Annotated in this window: 17 protein-coding genes and 4 pseudogenes; all 21 read right to left on the bottom strand. The window is 38.9% G+C overall.

Annotation, left to right across the window (positions count from 1 at the left end; all coding sequences use genetic code 11):
* Positions 1 to 12 precede the first annotated feature (12 nt).
* The gene (locus M44_RS04485) at positions 13 to 996 is read right to left on the bottom strand and encodes an ABC transporter substrate-binding protein (RefSeq protein ID WP_010171275.1); all 984 of its coding nucleotides are present in this window, start codon (positions 994 to 996) and stop codon (positions 13 to 15) included.
* Positions 997 to 1,226: 230 nt separating this feature from the next.
* Entirely contained in the window at positions 1,227 to 2,180 is a 954-nt protein-coding gene (locus tag M44_RS04480; protein WP_040365328.1) for an NAD(P)H-dependent flavin oxidoreductase, read from the bottom strand.
* Between the two features lie 87 nt (positions 2,181 to 2,267).
* Positions 2,268 to 3,089 (bottom strand): nucleotidyltransferase domain-containing protein, encoded by an 822-nt coding sequence (locus tag M44_RS04475; RefSeq protein ID WP_010171273.1) that lies wholly within the window; start codon positions 3,087 to 3,089, stop codon positions 2,268 to 2,270.
* A gap of 403 nt (positions 3,090 to 3,492) precedes the next feature.
* Positions 3,493 to 4,379 (bottom strand): annotated as a pseudogene (gene paaX, locus M44_RS20270) (phenylacetic acid degradation operon negative regulatory protein PaaX).
* A 611-nt stretch (positions 4,380 to 4,990) separates the two neighbouring features.
* Positions 4,991 to 6,190 carry an acetyl-CoA C-acyltransferase gene (locus M44_RS04460; RefSeq protein ID WP_010171271.1) on the bottom strand — a complete coding sequence of 400 codons (1,200 nt, stop codon included), beginning with the start codon at positions 6,188 to 6,190 and terminating at the stop codon, positions 4,991 to 4,993.
* Positions 6,183 to 7,052: a 3-hydroxyacyl-CoA dehydrogenase gene (locus M44_RS04455; RefSeq protein ID WP_010171270.1), complete on the bottom strand. Its 870-nt coding sequence runs from the start codon at positions 7,050 to 7,052 to the stop codon at positions 6,183 to 6,185. The genes M44_RS04460 and M44_RS04455 overlap by 8 nt, the downstream gene beginning before the upstream one ends.
* Before the next feature lie 66 nt (positions 7,053 to 7,118).
* Complete coding sequence (locus tag M44_RS04450; RefSeq protein ID WP_010171269.1) at positions 7,119 to 8,636, bottom strand: aldehyde dehydrogenase family protein; 1,518 nt, start codon at positions 8,634 to 8,636, stop codon at positions 7,119 to 7,121.
* Between the two features lie 18 nt (positions 8,637 to 8,654).
* Complete coding sequence (locus M44_RS04445; protein WP_010171268.1) at positions 8,655 to 9,428, bottom strand: enoyl-CoA hydratase-related protein; 774 nt, start codon at positions 9,426 to 9,428, stop codon at positions 8,655 to 8,657.
* Between the two features lie 5 nt (positions 9,429 to 9,433).
* Positions 9,434 to 10,213, bottom strand: coding sequence for an enoyl-CoA hydratase/isomerase family protein (locus M44_RS04440; protein WP_010171266.1), 780 nt, complete (start codon positions 10,211 to 10,213; stop codon positions 9,434 to 9,436).
* A pseudogene (locus tag M44_RS20265) lies at positions 10,197 to 10,514 on the bottom strand (EthD family reductase). Before M44_RS20265 ends, M44_RS04440 begins: the two are co-directional and overlap by 17 nt.
* A 52-nt stretch (positions 10,515 to 10,566) precedes the next feature.
* Positions 10,567 to 11,043: a 1,2-phenylacetyl-CoA epoxidase subunit PaaD gene (gene paaD / locus M44_RS04430; protein WP_010171260.1), complete on the bottom strand. Its 477-nt coding sequence runs from the start codon at positions 11,041 to 11,043 to the stop codon at positions 10,567 to 10,569.
* 17 nt (positions 11,044 to 11,060) lie between these two features.
* Positions 11,061 to 11,846: a 1,2-phenylacetyl-CoA epoxidase subunit PaaC gene (gene paaC / locus M44_RS04425; RefSeq protein ID WP_010171257.1), complete on the bottom strand. Its 786-nt coding sequence runs from the start codon at positions 11,844 to 11,846 to the stop codon at positions 11,061 to 11,063.
* Positions 11,839 to 12,186 (bottom strand): 1,2-phenylacetyl-CoA epoxidase subunit PaaB, encoded by a 348-nt coding sequence (gene paaB / locus M44_RS04420; RefSeq protein WP_010171255.1) that lies wholly within the window; start codon positions 12,184 to 12,186, stop codon positions 11,839 to 11,841. Before paaB ends, paaC begins: the two co-directional genes overlap by 8 nt.
* 26 nt (positions 12,187 to 12,212) lie before the next feature.
* Positions 12,213 to 12,356 (bottom strand): hypothetical protein, encoded by a 144-nt coding sequence (locus tag M44_RS27825; RefSeq protein ID WP_237705207.1) that lies wholly within the window; start codon positions 12,354 to 12,356, stop codon positions 12,213 to 12,215.
* A gap of 31 nt (positions 12,357 to 12,387) precedes the next feature.
* Positions 12,388 to 13,027: pseudogene (paaA, locus tag M44_RS20260) on the bottom strand (1,2-phenylacetyl-CoA epoxidase subunit PaaA).
* A gap of 517 nt (positions 13,028 to 13,544) precedes the next feature.
* A complete protein-coding gene (locus tag M44_RS20255) occupies positions 13,545 to 13,907 on the bottom strand; it encodes a response regulator transcription factor (RefSeq protein WP_010171253.1) in 363 nt (120 codons plus the stop codon).
* Positions 13,908 to 13,922: 15 nt separating this feature from the next.
* The gene (locus M44_RS04405) at positions 13,923 to 14,741 is read right to left on the bottom strand and encodes a P-loop NTPase family protein (protein WP_029326724.1); all 819 of its coding nucleotides are present in this window, start codon (positions 14,739 to 14,741) and stop codon (positions 13,923 to 13,925) included.
* Positions 14,719 to 15,063, bottom strand: coding sequence for an RAD55 family ATPase (locus M44_RS28705; RefSeq protein WP_337444032.1), 345 nt, complete (start codon positions 15,061 to 15,063; stop codon positions 14,719 to 14,721). Before M44_RS28705 ends, M44_RS04405 begins: the two co-directional genes overlap by 23 nt.
* A complete protein-coding gene (locus tag M44_RS28700; protein ID WP_272941174.1) occupies positions 15,024 to 15,305 on the bottom strand; it encodes an ATPase domain-containing protein in 282 nt (93 codons plus the stop codon). Before M44_RS28700 ends, M44_RS28705 begins: the two co-directional genes overlap by 40 nt.
* A 130-nt stretch (positions 15,306 to 15,435) precedes the next feature.
* Positions 15,436 to 17,447: pseudogene (locus tag M44_RS20250) on the bottom strand (ABC transporter ATP-binding protein).
* The gene (locus M44_RS04385) at positions 17,444 to 19,201 is read right to left on the bottom strand and encodes an ABC transporter ATP-binding protein (protein ID WP_010171249.1); all 1,758 of its coding nucleotides are present in this window, start codon (positions 19,199 to 19,201) and stop codon (positions 17,444 to 17,446) included. The pseudogene M44_RS20250 and the gene M44_RS04385 overlap by 4 nt, the downstream one beginning before the upstream one ends.
* Between the last annotated feature and the right edge of the window lie 253 nt (positions 19,202 to 19,454).

Here is a 19,454-nt window from a genome sequence, read left to right as displayed (position 1 = left end):
GATCACTCCCTCTTATTCACCTTCGTAAATTTCTGCCTCCCACGACGCATCAATTTCTACACCTTGCTCAGCTGCCGCCTCTTGATTGATGACTAATTTAAAATTCTTTGGATATTCAACTGAAATATCCGCTGCTGTTTGTTCTCCTTTTAAAATTGCAACGGCCATCAATCCCGTCTCGTAGCCAAGATCCTCGTAACTAAATCCACTTGCAGCAAGTGCCCCTCGTTTCATAGAATCTAATTCACCTGCAAATAGAGGAATATCTTGATCATTAGCAACGCTTACCACTGATTCAAATGCAGAAACCACCACATTATCAGTTGGAATATAAATGGCGTCTACTCGCCCGACTAATGATTCAGCGGCTTGTTTAACTTCAGCCGATGTGGAAACCGATACTTCAACTAATGTACCACCTCCGGCTTCTACTATTTTCTTAACTTCCTCCACTTGTACTTCAGAATTCTGTTCACCTGCATTATAGATGACCCCAATATTTTTCGCTCCAATGTCTTTAAGCATAAAGTTAACCGTACTTGATATCGCTTCAGGATGGGTATCAGAAGTTCCTGTAATATTCTCACCTGGTTGATCAAAAGCAGCTACTAGCTCAGCTCCAACAGGGTCCGTGACACTTGTAAATACGATAGGTATATCTGTTGTAGCCTTTAATGCACTTTGTGCACTTGGAGTGGAATTGGCAAATATAAGATCTACTCCATTGCTTACGAAATTTGTAGCGATCGTTTGGCTATTGCTCATCTCCCCTTGTGCAATCTGAACATCATATTTAACGTTTTCCCCTTCTTTGTAACCATTTTCTTCTAAAGCCTTTTTAAATCCTTTAAACGCGGCATCTAAAGATGGATGCTCTACAATTTGTGTGACACCGATGACCACTTCTTCCTTTGAACCTGTTGTTTCACTACATCCTGATAACAATAATGCTCCACCTAACAAACCAGCGTATACAAACTTCAAGGCCTTTTTCACTTCATTTCCCCCTCAAGTGATTATATTGCAACTAGCCTGTGGCTAAGAATGCAAAGCGTAGATACTTCTCAGTGAATATGTATAATGAAAATAAGATAAACGTAATTATAACGTTATACTATCACTCTACTAAGAAAACAGTCAATAATATTTAGAAAATTTAGTATTCTTTAGCGGAATAATAAAAAAACGAAAGACTAAACTCTAAAGAATTTAGCTTCGTTAATCTTTTACAGTATAAGGTCTAATGAACGCTTTAAATGACTTCTAGCCTCTTCTATCATCGTTGTTATTAATTGGTCCACAGAGGGGATATCATCTATTAGGCCAGCAATTTGTCCACCGTTAATAAATCCTTTATCCAATTCCCCGTGAATGGCTCCAATCTCATGGTACGTTTCAGAGGTTTTTTCATCGAAAAGCTCAGATCTAAGTAAACATTTTTCTTCCTCTAAAAGCATTTCAGCGTATGGAGTGTGTAGCAATCTGCGAATCTTCCCTACACTTCTTCCGACGACGAGTGTACTCGTATCGTTTGCTTGAATAATTTTCTCTTTATAGTTCGTATGATAGGGTGCTTCTTTTGTAGCGATAAACCGAGTACCCATTTGAACACCACTAGCACCTAAGCTAAGTGCTGCAGCCAATCCTCTCCCATCACCGATTCCACCAGCGGCCACTATTGGGACACGAATGTGTTTAACTAATTGTGGAATAAGCGTCATGGTGGTAGATTCTAGAGTAGAATTTATTCCCGCGGCTTCATACCCTTCTGCTACAATCACATCCGCCCCTGCCTCTTCCGCCTTCAAAGCCTGTTTGATAGAAGCTACTACTACTATTATTTTTATTCCCTTCTCTTTAAGCTTATTGATATGAGGTTTAGGGTTACCCGCTGAAAATGATACAACGGGCACACAATATTCTAGAAGTAATTCCATGAGTGCCTCTAAACATGGGGTCACATTAATCGGTATGTTTACTGCATATGGAACATTTATCGTTTTCAATTCTTCTAACATCTCTCTTACTCTTGAAGAATCCATCGTACCAACGCCAACTGTTCCTAGCCCTCCAGCAAGACTTACGGTACCCGCAAGTTTAGCTGAGCTAATATTTCCCATACCCCCTTGAATGATAGGATACTGGATTGATAAATATTGAACTAAACGATTATTATTCAGAAATCATCCCCTCCGTTAAAATAATGTTATACTTTTTATGTGAATTTTACAATGATTTAAAAAAGCTTCCTAACAGAAGCTTTCTCATCAAGATCTAACAATGAAATGATCGTCTAGCCCCCACACTTCCTCTAAAGTCCCACGAAACAACTCATCTAGCTCTTTCGTGGGGTCATGGGTATGGGGTTTAATTGATTTTGTCAAATCCTCTAAATGTTCGATTTCTTTGACTACGTACTCATTAATGGTATCTACTCTTTGCTCAAGTCTTAATTCTTCTCCTGCTCTCTTCCGTTTTAACAACGTTTCAATGGAAGCTTTTAACTCTCCTGATGGGACAATATCTTCGAACAAGTCTTCAAATCCAATTGGAGGAATCGTATGATACTTTTCAATCCATTTAGCTGCGAAAATGGGGCGTAATACATAAAAGTATTTTTTTATCTTCACTTCGCTACCTTGTAGATAACCACGAAAATTTCCTTTTGCCATGTTTAAATAATGATGTAAACAAGATAAAGGAGAAAAAATCTTACCACCTAACTCTCTAATTTGATCCGTTGTTGAATAGGCTTCATAATAGATAATACTAGAGTTTAGCCATTCTAATAGTGGTGGATTCGATTTTCTAAAGAGTCGAAGTGCTTTGGTTAATTCCCAGCCGCTAACATCTAGTAGGGGATCAATTGGAATTGAAATTGATTCTCTGAATGGGATTTCAATTACATCTCGCTTTTGATCAATAGACAAATACCATTCTGGCTTATGGATATAAATAAACCTCACATCATAATCACTGTCTTTTGAAGGAAATCCCCACGCTCTACTTCCAGATTCCACTGAAAATAATATCTTCACATCATGGTCCTTTTCAATTTGTGCTAACTCCTGAAGAATATGTTCCTGCATCATACTTGCTCCTTTTTATGTTTCCTATTATGGAATTGTATCATTTAACTTTTTCCTATTAAATCAATCTCAGTTATATGAAACCTTATAATATAGGTCTACTTCAGCTTAACTCCTAACTATATAACGGGACCAATATCAAAATAGTTATACTTAAAAGTAGGATGGTAGCACTTACTCTAGTATAAAATTTATCTCTTTCGGTACGTTTAGTAGAAGCCATAAATTGAAAGTACCCACAATAAAATAGATAACGATTATTCTAAGTAGCTCTCTGACGCTCTACCATGTCTACTTTCTACTATCATTGCCTCATTTTTTTGTTAAAATTATTCTATTTAACCCAATTATTTCTTCTATTTAATATAATAATAGACAGGAGCTACCTACCCCTGTCTAACTATCAAGTTAATTCATCTACAATAAAAGGATGTTCTAGCACATCGAATCGGTCATCCTTTAACTCTATCTCATTGCCATCTTTAAAAACTTCTTCAAAAAAACGTACGGCTGGGGCCGATAATGCTCTGTAATAATCACTAAAGAGTGATGCAGCATGAGAGCCTAACCAATCTTCAGGTAATAGTTCTTGTGGTAAACCCGGATCTATAAATAGAAACTTTCGATATTCATGAATGAGCTTTGTTTTTTCTACAAAGCATTCTCCATCTGTCATATCGCCTTTACTAATCTTATTATTCGCAATCACATATTTTTGACTGTATTCAGAGATAAATTCTTGATACCGTTCATGTATTTCTTTTTAAGTCCCAGCTTTTCTCAATAAGCTCTTCATTTTGATGAGGGCCTTTATATTCTGCTTCAAAATAATGAATATAGGGCTCAATTTCATTATTTTTTTACTAGTTCATCAACTTGCTCTTTTAGGTTGTTAGGGGATATCCAACAGCTATTCGAAAAGGTTCCAAACCCACTCCAAATTAATTCTTTCCGAAGTTCATCACGAATACTACGAATCTCCTCTGGAATGTTATACATGAGCATTCTCCATTTACCATCCCAATCGTCTGGTTTCAGTTTAAAAATACGCTCAGCTGCCTCTTCAATACGCTTCACACCACGTTCCGTTAAATAATAAAAGCTTTTATTACCTTGCTTTTCGCTTTGAACCCACCCTTGTTTATTCATTCTTGAGATAGCCGCTCGAACCGCTTGGTCATTGTGACCAAATTCATTGAGCAATTTTATTAAACTTCCTATCCAAATTTTATTACCATAGTGCCTTATGTAATCTCCATATAATGTAAAAATCATTGACCGAGTATTCATTCTGCATCCCCACTATCTTGTATTCATCGTATAACGCTTTTATTACGTCTATATAGTATTTTACCATACTAAAGTAGGTGGAAATAGGTGTATTTTTATATTTTTCTGAAAGATAGTAAGATATTTTGATTCACTCTTGGTTTGTGTGGGGGGAGCTATTTGTCTTGCGTATTGTTCTTTTGTACAGCCAGTTGGCTTGGCGCGGGGCTGTGGCACTTCCTTTTGGCTCTTTTGTGCACCGCGCGAGCTTGGCGCGGGGATCTGGAACTTTCTTTTGGCTCTTTTGTGCACCGCGCGAGCTTGGCGCGGCGCTCTAAACCTTTCATTTCATCCTTTGTGCACCGCGCGAGCTTGGCGCGGGGCTCTGAACCTTCCTTTTGGCTCTTTTGTGCCCCGCGCGAGCTTAGCGCGGGGCTCTGAACCTTCCTTTTGGCTCTTTTGTGCAACGCGTGAGCTTGGCGCGGGGCTCTAGACCCTTCATTTTGATCCTTTGTGCACCGCGCAGCAGCCCCAGCACATCTGCACCGCGCACCCTCAGCGCACCACTCCCCCCTACAAAACATCCAAATCAAAAAGTAAACCATAAGCACTCTACGGTTTACCTCTTTCATTCATATTCGTTTAAAAATCATGGATATCCCTTGACCCACTCCAATACACATCGTCGCTAACCCATATGTGCTATCTCTACGTTTCATCTCGTGAAGTAAAGTTGTAGCAATCCGCGCCCCGCTTGCCCCAAGTGGATGACCAAAGGCTATGGCTCCCCCGTTAACATTCACAATGGAAGGATTTAGTCCTAATTCGTGTATACATGCAAGTGCTTGAGCAGCAAATGCTTCATTCAGTTCTACTACGTCTATTTCTTCCAATGGAATACCCGACCTTTCAAGCACTTTACGAGTGGAGTATACTGGTCCAATTCCCATCACTCTTGGCTCAACACCCGCCGTGGCCGAACAAACGTATTCTGCAAGTGGCTGAACTCCAAGCTCCAAAGCCTTCTCCTCACTCATTAAAAGTAGGGCAGAGGCACCATCATTGATTCCAGAAGTATTTCCTGCTGTCACTGTTCCACCTTCAAATATAGGTGGCAGAGACGCTAATTTCTCTAGTGAAGTTTGTGGCCTAGGATGTTCATCATTTTTAATTACGATCCATTCTCCTCGCTTATCCTGATAAGAAACGGAGATTACCTCACTTTCAAATATCCTTCTCTCCATCGCACTTTTTGCTCGCTGTTGACTCAATAGGGCAAAATGATCCTGCGCCTCACGAGTGATCCCAAATTCTGATGCTACATTCTCTGCTGTCTCAGGCATAGAGTCTGTTCCGTACATCTCATCCATTTGTGGATTAATAAATCTCCAGCCAATGGTAGTATCAAGCAATTGTTGATGACCTCTGGGGAAATGGTTCGAAGGTTTTTCCATGACAAACGGGGCTCTCGTCATGCTTTCGGTTCCACCTACAATATAGATATCTCCTTCACCAGCCAAAATGGCTCTTGCACCATAACTAATTGCATCAAGTCCGGATCCACATAGACGATTAATCGTTGTACCTGTTGTCGTAACAGGTAACCCAGCTAAAAGAGAACTCATTCTTCCGACATTGCGATTTTCTTCTCCCGCTCCATTCGCATTCCCTAGGACGACTTCATCTACTAAATAGGGTAGGACTGATGGGTTTCTTTTTATAAGTGCTTTTATCACAATTGCCCCCAAATCATCCGGTCGAACATCCTTAAGGGCTCCTTTGTACCGACCAATGGGTGTTCGAACCGCATCTACTACGACCACTTTAGTCATGGCTATTCACCTTTTCCTTGTAGTCGTAAACGCCCCTGCCACTTTTTCTACCTAGTCTGCCTGCTTGAACGTACTGCTCTAACAATGGAGCTGGTCGATACTTCTCTCCTAGCTTCTCATGCAAATATCGCAAGTTATTTAAACGAGTATCGAGACCAACTAAATCACCCAATTCAAATGGCCCCATAGGATAATTGAGACCAAGCTTAATGGCCCTATCAATCTCTTCCGGCGACCCAATTCCTTCCTGGAGCATATAAAATGCTTCATTCCCAACCAACGCACTAATTCTACTCGTCACAAAGCCAGGAAACTCATTTATGACAACCGTTTCTTTTCTCATTTTTTGAGCAACCATCTGAACCACTTCCACCGTTTGCTCACTCGTTTCTAAACCTTTAATCATTTCAACGAGAGACATTTTATGAACAGGGTTGAAAAAATGCATCGCCATTAGCTGCTCAGGGCGCTGTGTGTACGAGCCAAGTTCTGTTGGGCTTATTGTGGAAGTATTTGAGGCTATTACAGCATGTGCGGGAGCATAGTGGTCTACTTGCTGTAAAACCTGCTTCTTGATTTCTCGTTTTTCTGGTACAGCTTCAATAATAAAATCAGCCTCTTTTACGGCTGCTTTTAAATCGGTTGTGAAAAGTAGTCTAGAAGTTGCTTCTTCCCGGTCCTTCTTAGCCACTTTTCCTCTTTCTATCCCTTTTTGAAAAAGACCTTTAATCTCTCTTTCTGCTCTTTCTAACTGAAATGAATCAATATCAACGACTGTCGTGTAAAATCCACCTATCGCACTAACATAGGCAATTCCTTGCCCCATAACACCCGAACCTATGACAACAAGATTTTTTACCATCTTATCCCTCCTTCAATAAACGAAGACGGTCATAATCGTTCATGACCGTCTCTCCCTTTACTTACTCTACAGTCCAAATGGATTTAACGGCTTTCCACCATAATAGGAAAGAATGCTTTTCGTTTCTGTGTAAAGATCAAGAGTTTCTATACACAACTCTCTTCCAAAACCAGACTGCTTATAGCCTCCAAACGGTGTCCCAGGGAACGCTGAGAATGGGCAGTTGACCATGACAATTCCTGCTTGAATGGACTTTGATACTCTCGTTGCCTTTCCATGATCCTTTGTCCAAATGGCAGATCCTAAACCGTATTCTGTATCATTGGCTAATCCAATCGCTTCTTTTTCATCTTTAAATTTCATGACAACGACGACAGGACCAAAGATTTCTTCTTGCACTACCTTCATTTCATGATGAACATCCGTGATTATGGTAGGTTCATACCAATATCCACCTTCAAAGCCAGCAACCGTAGCCTTCTTTCCACCCGCTATAATGGTTGCGCCCTCTTCTATTGCAGACTGAACATACCCGTCAATCACATTGACTTGCTCTTCACTAATAATGCTGCCGATATGAGTGCCTTTATTGAACGGGTCACCTACTTGAAGGCGACTTGTTTTCGCTACGAATTTTTCCATAAATTCGTCATAGATGTCTTCATGTACATAAAGACGAGATCGCGCTTCACATGACTGTCCTGTATTATAGAAGATTCCAAATAAAGAGCCATCTACTGCTGCATTTACATCACAGTCTTCAAACACAATATTTGGAGATTTTCCACCTAGCTCAAGGGTCACTCGCTTTAATGTTTGGGAGGCTTTTTCCATAATGTTTTTTCCAATCGGTGTTGAACCGGTAAAAGCAACCTTATCTACGTCTTCATGCTCAACTAAGAAATTTCCAATCGTACCTCCAGAGCCTGGTAAAATATTGACGACCCCTTCAGGTACACCAGCTTCTACACAAATTTCTCCTAATACTATAGCCGTAAGGGGAGTAAGGGATGCAGGTTTCACGATAACAGAACATCCTGTTGCAATGGCTGGTGCAATCTTCCATGCAGCCATCATCATTGGATAATTCCAAGGAATGATTTGTGCACATACCCCTACCGGTTCTTTTTCAGTGATGTTTTGAAATTGCCCCGGTACATTGTTTACAGAGCCTCTATGTCCAACACTGGCGCCAGCGTAAAATTCAAAATCTTCGATGGCTTGCATGACTTGACCTTGTGCAGCTCCTATGCTTTTCCCACTATTTAATACTTCTAGTTCAACGAGTTCACCAAATCTTGCACGCATAATGCCTGCAATTTTATTTAAAACGCGAGCTCTTTTTCCAACAGGAAGCTTTCGCCACTTCCCATGATCAAACGCATGCCTAGCTGCTTTAACGGCTAGCTCTGCATCTTTTAAAGACGCTTTCGCTACATGTGCAATAACTTCTCCAGTTGCAGGATTTTTACATTCATACGTTTCTCCGGATGTGCTATCAACCCTAGCCCCATTAATGAGCAATTGATAATGCTCTCGTTTCATATCAAGTACTTGAAAATTTGATTCTTTCACTTTTGACATTGTGATAGATCCCCTTTCTTATTTTCCTTGAAATACTGGATTTCTTTTTTCCATAAATGCTTTGACGCCTTCTAAATGGTCAGCTGTTTTTCCTGCGGCCCTTTGACTTAATGCTTCTTTCTCTAGATAAGAGTCGAATGACAAATTCCAGCTTGATTTAGTTAAGTCTTTAATATAGGCAATGCTTGTGGTGGGTTTTGAGGCCAGCATTTCTGCGAAATATTCTACATTTGCTAAAAACGTTTCTTCACTGAAGACCCTTGTTGCCAGTCCTATAGATAACGCTTCTTCAGCTCGTACTTTCTCTCCTAAAATAGCTAACTCTAACGCTTTTGCATGACCAATTAATTTCGGTAGATAATAGAGATTACCAGAATCCGGTACTAACCCAACGTGAATAAATGCTTGAAGAAACGAAGCTTTGTCAGATAGGAGTCTGAAATCACAGGCTAACGCTAAGCTCATTCCAGCTCCAGCTGCGACACCATTTACCGCTGCAATGATTGGCTTCCCGCAAGAAGATAGCGCTTTCATCATTGGCGAATACAAATCACGCAAAACGTCCCCATGGTCCATTCCTTGATCTACACCCTCAAGGTCTTGACCTGAGCAAAATGCCCTCCCTTCACCTGTGATGACAATGCAGCGTACATCAGGATTCTTTTCTGCTTGTTTGATCGCTTTGGTGATTTCACTATTCATCTTCCCTGTGAAAGCATTTAACTTTGAAGGTCGGCTCAACGTAATATAGGAAACACTATTTTTCACTGTTTGAATAATGGTTTCATACATGGATCCTACCTCCCCTTGTATTGAGGTTTTCTCTTCTCTCGAAACGCCCGCATTCCTTCTTTTTGGTCTTCGCTTGAGAACAATAGAGAAAAGTTTTTTCTTTCATATTTCATTCCCTCTAAAATTGTAGAATCTACTGCTGTTAATACCGATTCTTTTATGAGTCGAACACTCATTGCTGGATTAGTTGAAATTTTGGTTGCGAGTCTGAACGTTTCTTCACGAATTAATTCTTTCGGAACTAAACGATTGACCACACCTAACTCATAGGCTATTTGAGCTGACATTCTGTCACCGGTAAAGAGCCATTCCATCGCACGATTCTTCCCTATTAATTTGGTTAGGCGCTGAGTCCCACCTGCCCCTGGCATGATCCCTAACGTAACTTCAGGGAAAGCAAATTCAGTATCATATGAAGCTAGAAGAATATCACAGCAAAGAGCTAACTCAAACCCTCCTCCGAACGCAAATCCATGTACGGCCCCAATCATCGGCTTCTTCATTTCCGCTATACGGTCCCAGTCTCTGAATTGATTCAGCCTTTCAAGTTCGATGCTTGACACTTCTGCCATCTCATCAATATCAGCACCAGCTGCAAATGCACGTCCACCCCCAACTAAAACAACGACGTGGACCTCTTCAAGAGAATCATAGATTTCTAGAGTTTCTACTATCTCACTGATCATCTTTCGATTAATTGCATTCAGAACATGAGGACGATTTAACTCAATTATCCCAATATTTCCTTCTATCCAACGATTTATATGATCAAGCTGTTGGTTCATTTACTTCTTCACCAATCATAAGCGTTACCAAATCTCCCGCAAACTCATTAAATCTTTTCCAGATGCTTTCGCTTCATCTGTTTTCATTGCTTGCTTAAAGGCATCATGATTTTCGTAGTACATCTCACACATAAGATAGTACTTTCCTTCCTCCCCCCATAGGAGAACCTACGATTTTCGTTACGTCCATTTTTATTAGTCCAGGTATTTTAGCTGTAATCGGGGCATGAGTATTGAAATAGTGCTCGTCAAATTTTTCTTTGTTCTCAGGATGTTTGTACAATGCGATCATTTTAATCATAGTTATCTCTCCCTTTTTAACAAAATAATTTTATCTGAACAGGCATGGCCTATTACATTAGTGTAGAAATGGGCTTCATGGCTTCAAACGGATTGCGACAAGATTTACAATAGAGGATGCTTCTACAGGCTGTTGGTCCAAACAAATTCTCCATTGTTGTGTAGAGTGATTCACAATAAGGACAATCTACTTCCCATTTTGTCTCCCCTTCTATAAAATGAGGCGGTGGAGCGATTCCAAATTCTTTTAAGCCCTCTCTTCCTAGCAGCGTTATTCGATTGGACGTCCAAGGAGTAGAATGAACAAAATGTACATGAACGGTATGGACTCCACTTACATTGGATAGTTCATTTACCACGTTTTTTTCAATAATATCTAGAGCTGGGCACCCCATAAATGTTGGAAGTAATTCAACGGTAAGCTCACCTTTCTCCAAATGAATATGGTGAAGCATACCTAACTCTACGATGCTAATGGAATCAATTTCAGGATCTTTCACATTTTGGAGTGCTAGAATAATAGAATCCAAGTTGGTTCACTCCTTTCTTACCATGTGGCAGTTGGATCAGATGAATACACTTCACTGAACGTCTGGATAGCTGACTGCAGATGCTTTGTGTGGTTCCTATTTCTTCCATTACCCATTTTCATATCTATTTTTAATGGTGCTTCTATAGAAGCATTTTTTAACGTTGGTTCAATAAATTGTTGAAAGCTATGAATGAGTTCCTGCTTTGATGAGATGAGTCCCTCCGCTACAATGTTTGACTCTAATGCTCCCATATCAAATAAGCCTTCTGCTTCTTGTAAGATTATAGTCAAAGCTTGACTCATTCTTGTTTTTGCTTCACCACCTGCCGTGAATAGTTGGACAAACCAAGTCTTCCAATGAAGATGATGATAGAATAGTTCCATACTCATTTTAGTGGATATATTTTTTAAAGGCTCATAGCTAGACTCTTTTAAACTATGTACTTTCACTAATTTAGCTACGATGTAAAAATAATTTCTAACGACAGCTAAAGCAAAATCATAGCGCGGCTCCTCCTTATATCCACCTGGTCCATTAGGTAATTCTACTACGATCGCATTTCGCCATTGGTCTTTGTTTGTTCTACCATGTGCCAATTCATCTATACTTCCTTCTCCAAGATCACTAAGAAGTCCATATAGCATAAACGCATGACCCATTGTGTCTTGATTAATAGAAGCACTTGCGACATCCTCCTCAATATGAGGGGAAAGGCCGAGCCATTCAGATCCTCTGTAAGCATGAATGAAATCATCATCTGCAAGCTGATAAAGAAGTTCTATGGTCGCTAACTTATCCACGTTTATTCACCAACTCTCCCCAGGACATGATTTCTTTTTCATCTAACATCTCTTGTTCATATTCACGCCATTTTTTCTTTAAATAGCCATAGCCCTTGGTTAACCGGTAATCTTTATTATCTAACCGCTTTAAACTTTCTTTTTCTTCCCTATTCATCATTCGAATATGCTCCCGCTTAATGACCCAAATATCTGAAGCTGTTTCTCTTCTCATAAAATTCTCTTGGGCCATAATGAGAGCGATTTCATGATTTGGAGCAAGTAAACTGAATTGATATTGCATCGGTGACATATCGTTTTTACGACTAAATACTTCATATTCATTATAAAATGAACTCATCAACACCCCTCCTTACACCATCATGTTTATGCACCGCCTAAACTCTCTCTCACCCATTTATTTGTTTCGTAAGAAAGCTTACGTAAACGGAGTCGTTCTTTTGATAACGGACCGTTATTTCGAATAATTTCTCTAAATTCCGACCAATCCGGTTGTTGGTATATCCACATCTCCTGTTCCTCGTCAAAGTACATGGTAGGATCAGGGAGCGTTAAACCAAGAGATAGCATTCTTGGAATATACTTTGTAAAAAAATACTTGTCGTAGTTGTTCATTTGTTTTCGTTCGGATGTGATACTTAATCGTAATATCCTGTTTTGATGTACCAGTCGTGGAGGCATCTCCTGGACCAAAGAACATGAGAAGCGATGGCCACCAGCGATCAACTGCATCTTGAATCAATTCACGCTGCTCCTCTGTTCCTTCCGCAAGTGCCATAATAATAGCTTCCCCGTGCTGAGCATGAAACACTTCTTCTGCACATATTCGTTTTAATGCTCTTGCATAGGGACCATAGGAGGCATGCAGCATGTTCGTTTGAGTAATGATAGCAGCTCCGTCAACTAGCCATCCAATGACTCCAGCGTCTGCCCAAGTAGGGGCTGGCATATGAAACACGTTATGGAACTTTAATGTTCCGGAGAACAAATCTTCCATAATATCTTCTCGAGTCTTCCCGTATGGCTTCATCAAATCTTCTGCTACACGAAGTAAAAGCTGTCCATGTCCCATTTCATCTTGCACTTTCGCCATGATGCCTAATTTTTCTTTGAATAGATGGGGCTTTCGGAACCCATTCTTTTTCAGGAAGTGCTCCCATAATTTCACTTATGCCATGCATAGAAATTAGTTTAATCAGTGTTTGCCGATATTCTTCCGGCATCCAATCATCTGCTTCAATTTTTTCTCCTGATTGAACTTTTTTTAGAAATACATCATGCTTTTGATCCTCAGAAAGCTGATCGAAGTCTGTTATCATTCCCACATAGTCCCCTCCTATATATTTTTATAACTTATTTTTATATAACGTTATTTTACCGAGTGTTAAATTAAGTGTCATACCATATCCAAAAGATACCTTTATTTTTCAGAAAAGTCAACTTATTTTATGTTTCATTAATCCACACGTATAAAAAACGACAAACAGCAAGAAAGCACTGTTTGCGTTAGCATTATGGTTTTAATAATAGTTTCCTGTACTCTTTCGGCTTTCCAACCAATCATGAGCCTTCGCCCCGTCCTTAAAAGGGAAAACTGTTGGATCTTGCTAGTGTAAGATCTATCTCACTTTGATCCCGGTTACATCTCATCTCCTTATCTTAGCTGCCCTAGCTTTTTAAATAATTCCAATCTTGTTTTCACACCAAGTTTTTAAATATGTTGGAGACGTGATTTTTGACTGTATGCTGACTTATTTCAAGGGCTTCTGCTAACTCTATGTTGGAATGTCCTGATAATAAGTAGTTAATGATTTCTCGTTCCCTTGAAGTTAATTCAAAAGAGTCAAGAACATCACTTCCTTGATCAAGTGTTACAAATGAGTTATGAATGTTCATATACACGGGCTCGTGATGCTCTGTTTTTACTATTTTCTTTTCCTTAACTAATTGCTCAATTTCTTCTGCTATTTCGTTTTCAAGTCTTCCAATCTTAAGAGCTAGTGAATGTATAGTTTCCATAGCAAAATGATTTCTTAAGAAATATTCTTCTATTTCCCTCATAATATACTCCTTCTGTTAAAGTAACGTAACAACGGTTGAGTAGTCCGTTGCTTCCATAATCATTGGTTTTGAGACAACACCGTTAGGAGATTTCATAACTTGTACGTATTGGTAATCGTCTGTCCAAATCTCGATAATTCCATCTGCAGATTTTTTCATGATAGCCATTAGTTCGTTGTCTGTTCTCTCTGAGTGACACGTGACAAATGAAGTAATCCCTAAATGTCTTTCTAAAGAAAACAACTCTGGAATAACATCAAGGACTCTTTGTTTGCTTCTATAGGCAATTCCGACATTTAAGTCATAATTTAAAAACCATTTCTCTCCTGCTTGAATGCGTCCAACGATATTTGTTTTTTCTTCAATGAGTGTAAACAAGTCAACATCCATTGAATCATATGCTCGAATGATAAAAGGCATTAGCTCTTCTGGGACTGGTCTTTTGTACTGTTCAATAAAATAGATCCTTCCATTTCTCGCAAACTCTAGCAAAGAATACCCTTGACTAGAAAAATAATCCTCAATATCCCTTACTAAGGTAGAAGGAGATAGCCTACAGAGAAAATTTTCTCCTGCTTTGATTCGCTCCATAAAAATAGATCCTAATAGCATTTTATAACGACTGATTTCATCGATATTTACAAGCCACCTACTACCAGAAACTATTCCTCCGCCAAGGTAATCATCTAATTTTTTTATCCCTGTTTGAATATAAGGGATATGAGGCGGAAGAGCTTTCGGAAGCTTCTTAGGAAGTATGACGGTTATTCCTTTCTCTGTTATATCCCAAACACAAGATCCATCAACAAAATCAGATCCTCTTAATTTTTTCACTTCCATTTTTCTTTATTCGTTGATGTCGATCTTTTTCTAAATGAAGAGTAATGACACCATCTAAAATAAAATGAGCATAATGGATTTCGCCGTTTTCTTGAAAGCTTTCAGAAATAAACAATGTCGTACATCCTAACTTATTTAAGGCATTCCTTATACTGTATAATAATTCTCTCTTTTCTTTCTCATCGTCTCTCCTATATTGAAAGAGGGTAACGCTATCAATGACCATTCTTTTTATACCTAGCTCAACAATTAAAGAACGAAGAAGGCCCTCACCACTTAGTAATTCAGAGACAAAACTGTCTGGAGAGGTACTAATAAGTCTGAGTCTCCCCTTTTTTCAAGATCAGTAATACCCCAATCAAATCTTGCCATATCTCTATATAGTTGTTCTGGAAGCTCTTCAAATGAAACATACAAGCCTGGTTCTCCGTAGTACCAGGCCCCTTTAACAAGGTACTCCATAGCGAAAGTTGTTTTGCCAATCCCTGGAGGTCCTTCGACTAACACTCCTGACCCGGCAGGTATCCCATTATATAAAATCTCATCTAATCCATTAATACCCGTAATGATTTTTTCCTATTTTTACTCCTTTAATGTCAACATTGTTAATTTATTCTATCAATTTATGGGTGGGGTATCAAAGTATTTACGAAAAAAGAAAAGACTGCCCATTTGGACAGTCTTAACCCTAACTTGCTTGCTTTCCTTTTTGAAGTTCATACATTTGATAATATTTCCCTTTTTGTTGCATTAACTCTTCGTGATTGCCTTTTTCTACAATCATTCCTTTGTCAAGAACTACTATTTGATCTGCATTTTTAATAGTCGATAATCGATGAGCAATGATGAACGTCGTCCGTCCTTTTTTTAGAACATCCATGGCTTCTTGAATGATGGCTTCTGTTTCAGTATCAATACTAGAAGTAGCCTCATCTAAGATTAAAATAGCTGGATCATATGCTAGGGCACGTGCAAACGAGATCAATTGACGTTGACCAGAAGAGAGAGTACTTCCCTTCTCAATCACCTCTGTATCATACCCGTTCTCTAAGTTACGCAGCACAGTATCAGCACCTACATCCTTTAATGCCTTTTCGACCTTTTCTCGAGGAATGTCAGGGTTATTTAAGCTCACGTTACTGGCAATGGTACCTGTAAATAGATAGGGATCCTGTAAGACAATAGCCATATGCTGGCGTAGGGTTTGGTGCTCTAAGTCGTTAATATTGGTACCATCAATCGTGATTCTTCCTTCTTTTACATCGTAGTATCTGAATAGAAGATTCATGATGGAACTTTTTCCGGAGCCAGTATGTCCAACGAGCGCTACCGTTTCACCCTGCTTTGCTTCAATATTGATATCTTTGAGTACGTATTCTCCTTCTTTATAAGCAAAGTTCACATGTTCAAAAGAAACATTACCTTTGTACCTAGGAATACGTTCATCACTTACTTCTCTTCCCTCTTCTTCTAATAGCTCAAATACTCTCTCTCCTGCTACCAACGCTTTTTCAAGGTTTGGTAATTGATTGACAATTCCAGTGATAGGCTGGAATAAGCGGTTTAAATAATCTACAAAGGCATACAGAACTCCTAAGGTTACAAAACTACCTACCCCAATTGATCCTCCGCCAAAGTACCAGATCAACGCAACAAACGCTAGATTACGTAATACTCCTACTAAGTTATGAGATGTGATGGAATTTAAGCTTAGTAGCTTGTTTTGGTACCTAAATGTGTATCATTCATTTCTTCAAAATCTTGACGTGTTTTTTCTTCCCGTCGAAAAGCTTGAATGATCGTCATCCCTTGAATAGATTCATTGATCATCGCGTTAATATCACTAATTTTACTTCGAATAACATGATTATAGGATGATGCAAATTTGCGATACACAATCATCCAAACAATTAAAATTGGGATAAGTACTAAACAAACCGTTGCCAATGTAGGGTTTAGAATATAAAGAGCCACATAGATCCCTGTAATATAAATCCCACTTGAGAAGAAGTTTGAGAGCACCGTTACATATAGTTCGCGAATGGCTTCCGTATCATTTGTTATTCTCGCGACGACTTTACCTGCTGGCAAATTGTCAAAGTACTTAATGGGTAATTTTTGAGTATGCTGAAATACATCGTTTCTCATTTTTTGAATAATACGGTTCGCAGCATTTTTCAGGTAATAGTTTTGCCCGTATTGGAAAAAGCTCGCAAAAACTAAAAGTCCAAAATACATGAGAATTAACTTAATAATCCTTGGGATCTCAGGTGAGTAAAATGACACCAGTTCATCCGTTGTTAATTTGGTTGCTCGATAGCTAGCCGTTTCATTATTCTTTGTAATGAAAATTTCACCTTTTTCAAACGTACGTTCACCTTCTGATGATGGGATATCAGTAGGAATAAAATAAAAATCTCTTCCTACCTGAAGGATTCTGACTCCTTGTCCCTTCTCTTCTGTTTCGTTAAAATATTGGTCTCTTTTATACCAAGAACCTTCATATAAAACAGCATCACTTCCTTCAGCTGTTTCATACCATTCTCCTTCAATTCCGACAATGTGATCATCAATAATCTTTTTAGCTATAAAAGGTCCTGTTAATTCTGCTGCAACAGATACCGTTAACATGATTAGAGCTGCAATAATCATGATTTTATAGTGTAATGCATAGCGGTAAAGGCGTTTTCCTACATTCATACGCCCACCTCCTCTGTTTCACTTTGTTCCACTTGCTGGCGTTCCCATTGTTCTAAGTACCAGCCTGGTTGGTTTATTAAATCTTCATGTGTGCCTTCTTGTATCACCTGACCATTATCAAACACAAGCACCCACTCTGCATGCTGAACAGCAGAAAGCCTATGTGTCGAAATAATGGTTGTTTTACCAGCGCGTTCTCTTCGAATATTCTCTATAATTCGAGCTTCTGTTTTCGCATCAACAGCTGATAGTGAGTCATCTAAAATTAAAATTTCAGGATTCTTAATAACTGCACGAGCGATTGAAATTCTTTGTTTTTGTCCCCCTGATAAAGCGACTCCTTTTTCACCAACAAGTGTTTCCAGACCCTCAGGAAGTCGTTCAACATCTTTACTAAAATCAGCAAGTTCTATAGCCCTTTGTAGCTCTTCTTCTGAAGCCTCCAAGTGACCAAATAAAATATTTTCTCTGACAGTTCTAGAGAATAATATATGATCTTGTGGAACATATCCAATCCAATTTCTTACCTGATCTTTCGTTTGGTGTTGAATTAAAGTTCCTCCGATAGACAGTTCTCCGTCTCCCACTGGATATTCACGTAGTAATTGTTTAATAAATGTCGTTTTTCCACTACCGGTTTTTCCTACTAATCCTAAAGTGTGCCCCTTCATCAAATCCACTTTTACTTGATCTAAGTTCGGCACAGTAGAAGAGGGATATTGAAACTGAACATTTGAAAATGTAATTCTAGCAGGATCATCCACAGCTATCGGCTCAATAGGATCCACAACATCTTCTTTATAATCTAGTGTTTCTTGAATTCGATCTAATGACGCATTCCCACGTTGTAACACATTGATTAATTCCCCAATTGCAAACATTGGCCAAATCAACATTCCTAAATATACGTTAAATGCGACCAGGTCCCCTAAGGTAATACTCTGGTTAAATACTAAATATGCTCCATATCCTAATCCTATTAGATAACTGATTCCAACTAACACCTTTATTGTTGGCTCAAATAAAGAGTCAATGACAGCTACTTCAAGATTCTTCTTATACACATCTTCTGTCATCTCGGCAAAATTGTTTTCATCTGCCCGTTCTTGAACATATGCACGTATTACCCGCACTCCTGCAACAGATTCAAGCACTTTATCATTTAAATCTCCAAAAGCATCTTGTGCTTTCATGAACTTTGTATGAATTTTCTTACCGTAAATCTGCATTAAGATTGCCATAATAGGGAGAGGTAGAATGGCTGCTAATGTCAGCTTCCAACTAACTAGTAAACACATTGTAGCCAAAATAGTTAGCATAAAAATACTTGAATCCACCAATGTTAATATTCCAAAGCCGGCTGTAACTGAAATAGCTTGCAGGTCATTCGTGGCTCTAGCCATCAAATCTCCTGTACGGTTCTTTTCAAAAAATGATGGCGTCATTCTTGTTAAATGATTCATTAATTTTGTTCGTAAGTTCCTCTCAATTAGATGAGCTCCTCCAAACAATTGATACATCCATACGTAAGTTAACCCGTACGAGATCACCATAATTCCAATTAGATAGACGATATATTTCGTTAAGCTATCCCAGTTGAGGGAACCAACATAAATTTCGTCTATAGCTAACCCTACAAGTCTTGGCGGAAGTACATCCAATACCCCTACAATCACTAATAAAATGATCGACACTGAATACCTTTTCCAATTTTCTTTAAAAAACCAGCCTAACTTCTTAAATAAACTAAACACATTTCCACGACCCTTCTGTTTGTTCCATTACTGTTTCACTAACCGTCGTCCATCTCAACCACATACTTTTTCCACTTTCTACTGGACTACGCATTTTCCATTCCTCCTAATATGATTGGTTATTTATAGAAAAAGGTGAAACCACCTATTTTCAGCATAAAAAAGACATACTGCGCATGACAGTATGTCAAAAAAAGAGCACAGGCTTCGTTGAAGCCTGTGCTCATACTTAAATCGTACAATTATTTACGTA

It is taken from the genome of Bacillus coahuilensis m4-4 (assembly GCF_000171615.1).
GTDB classification, from domain to species: domain Bacteria; phylum Bacillota; class Bacilli; order Bacillales; family Bacillaceae_K; genus Bacillus_T; species Bacillus_T coahuilensis.
This window is presented reverse-complemented; position numbering and strand designations above follow the sequence as displayed.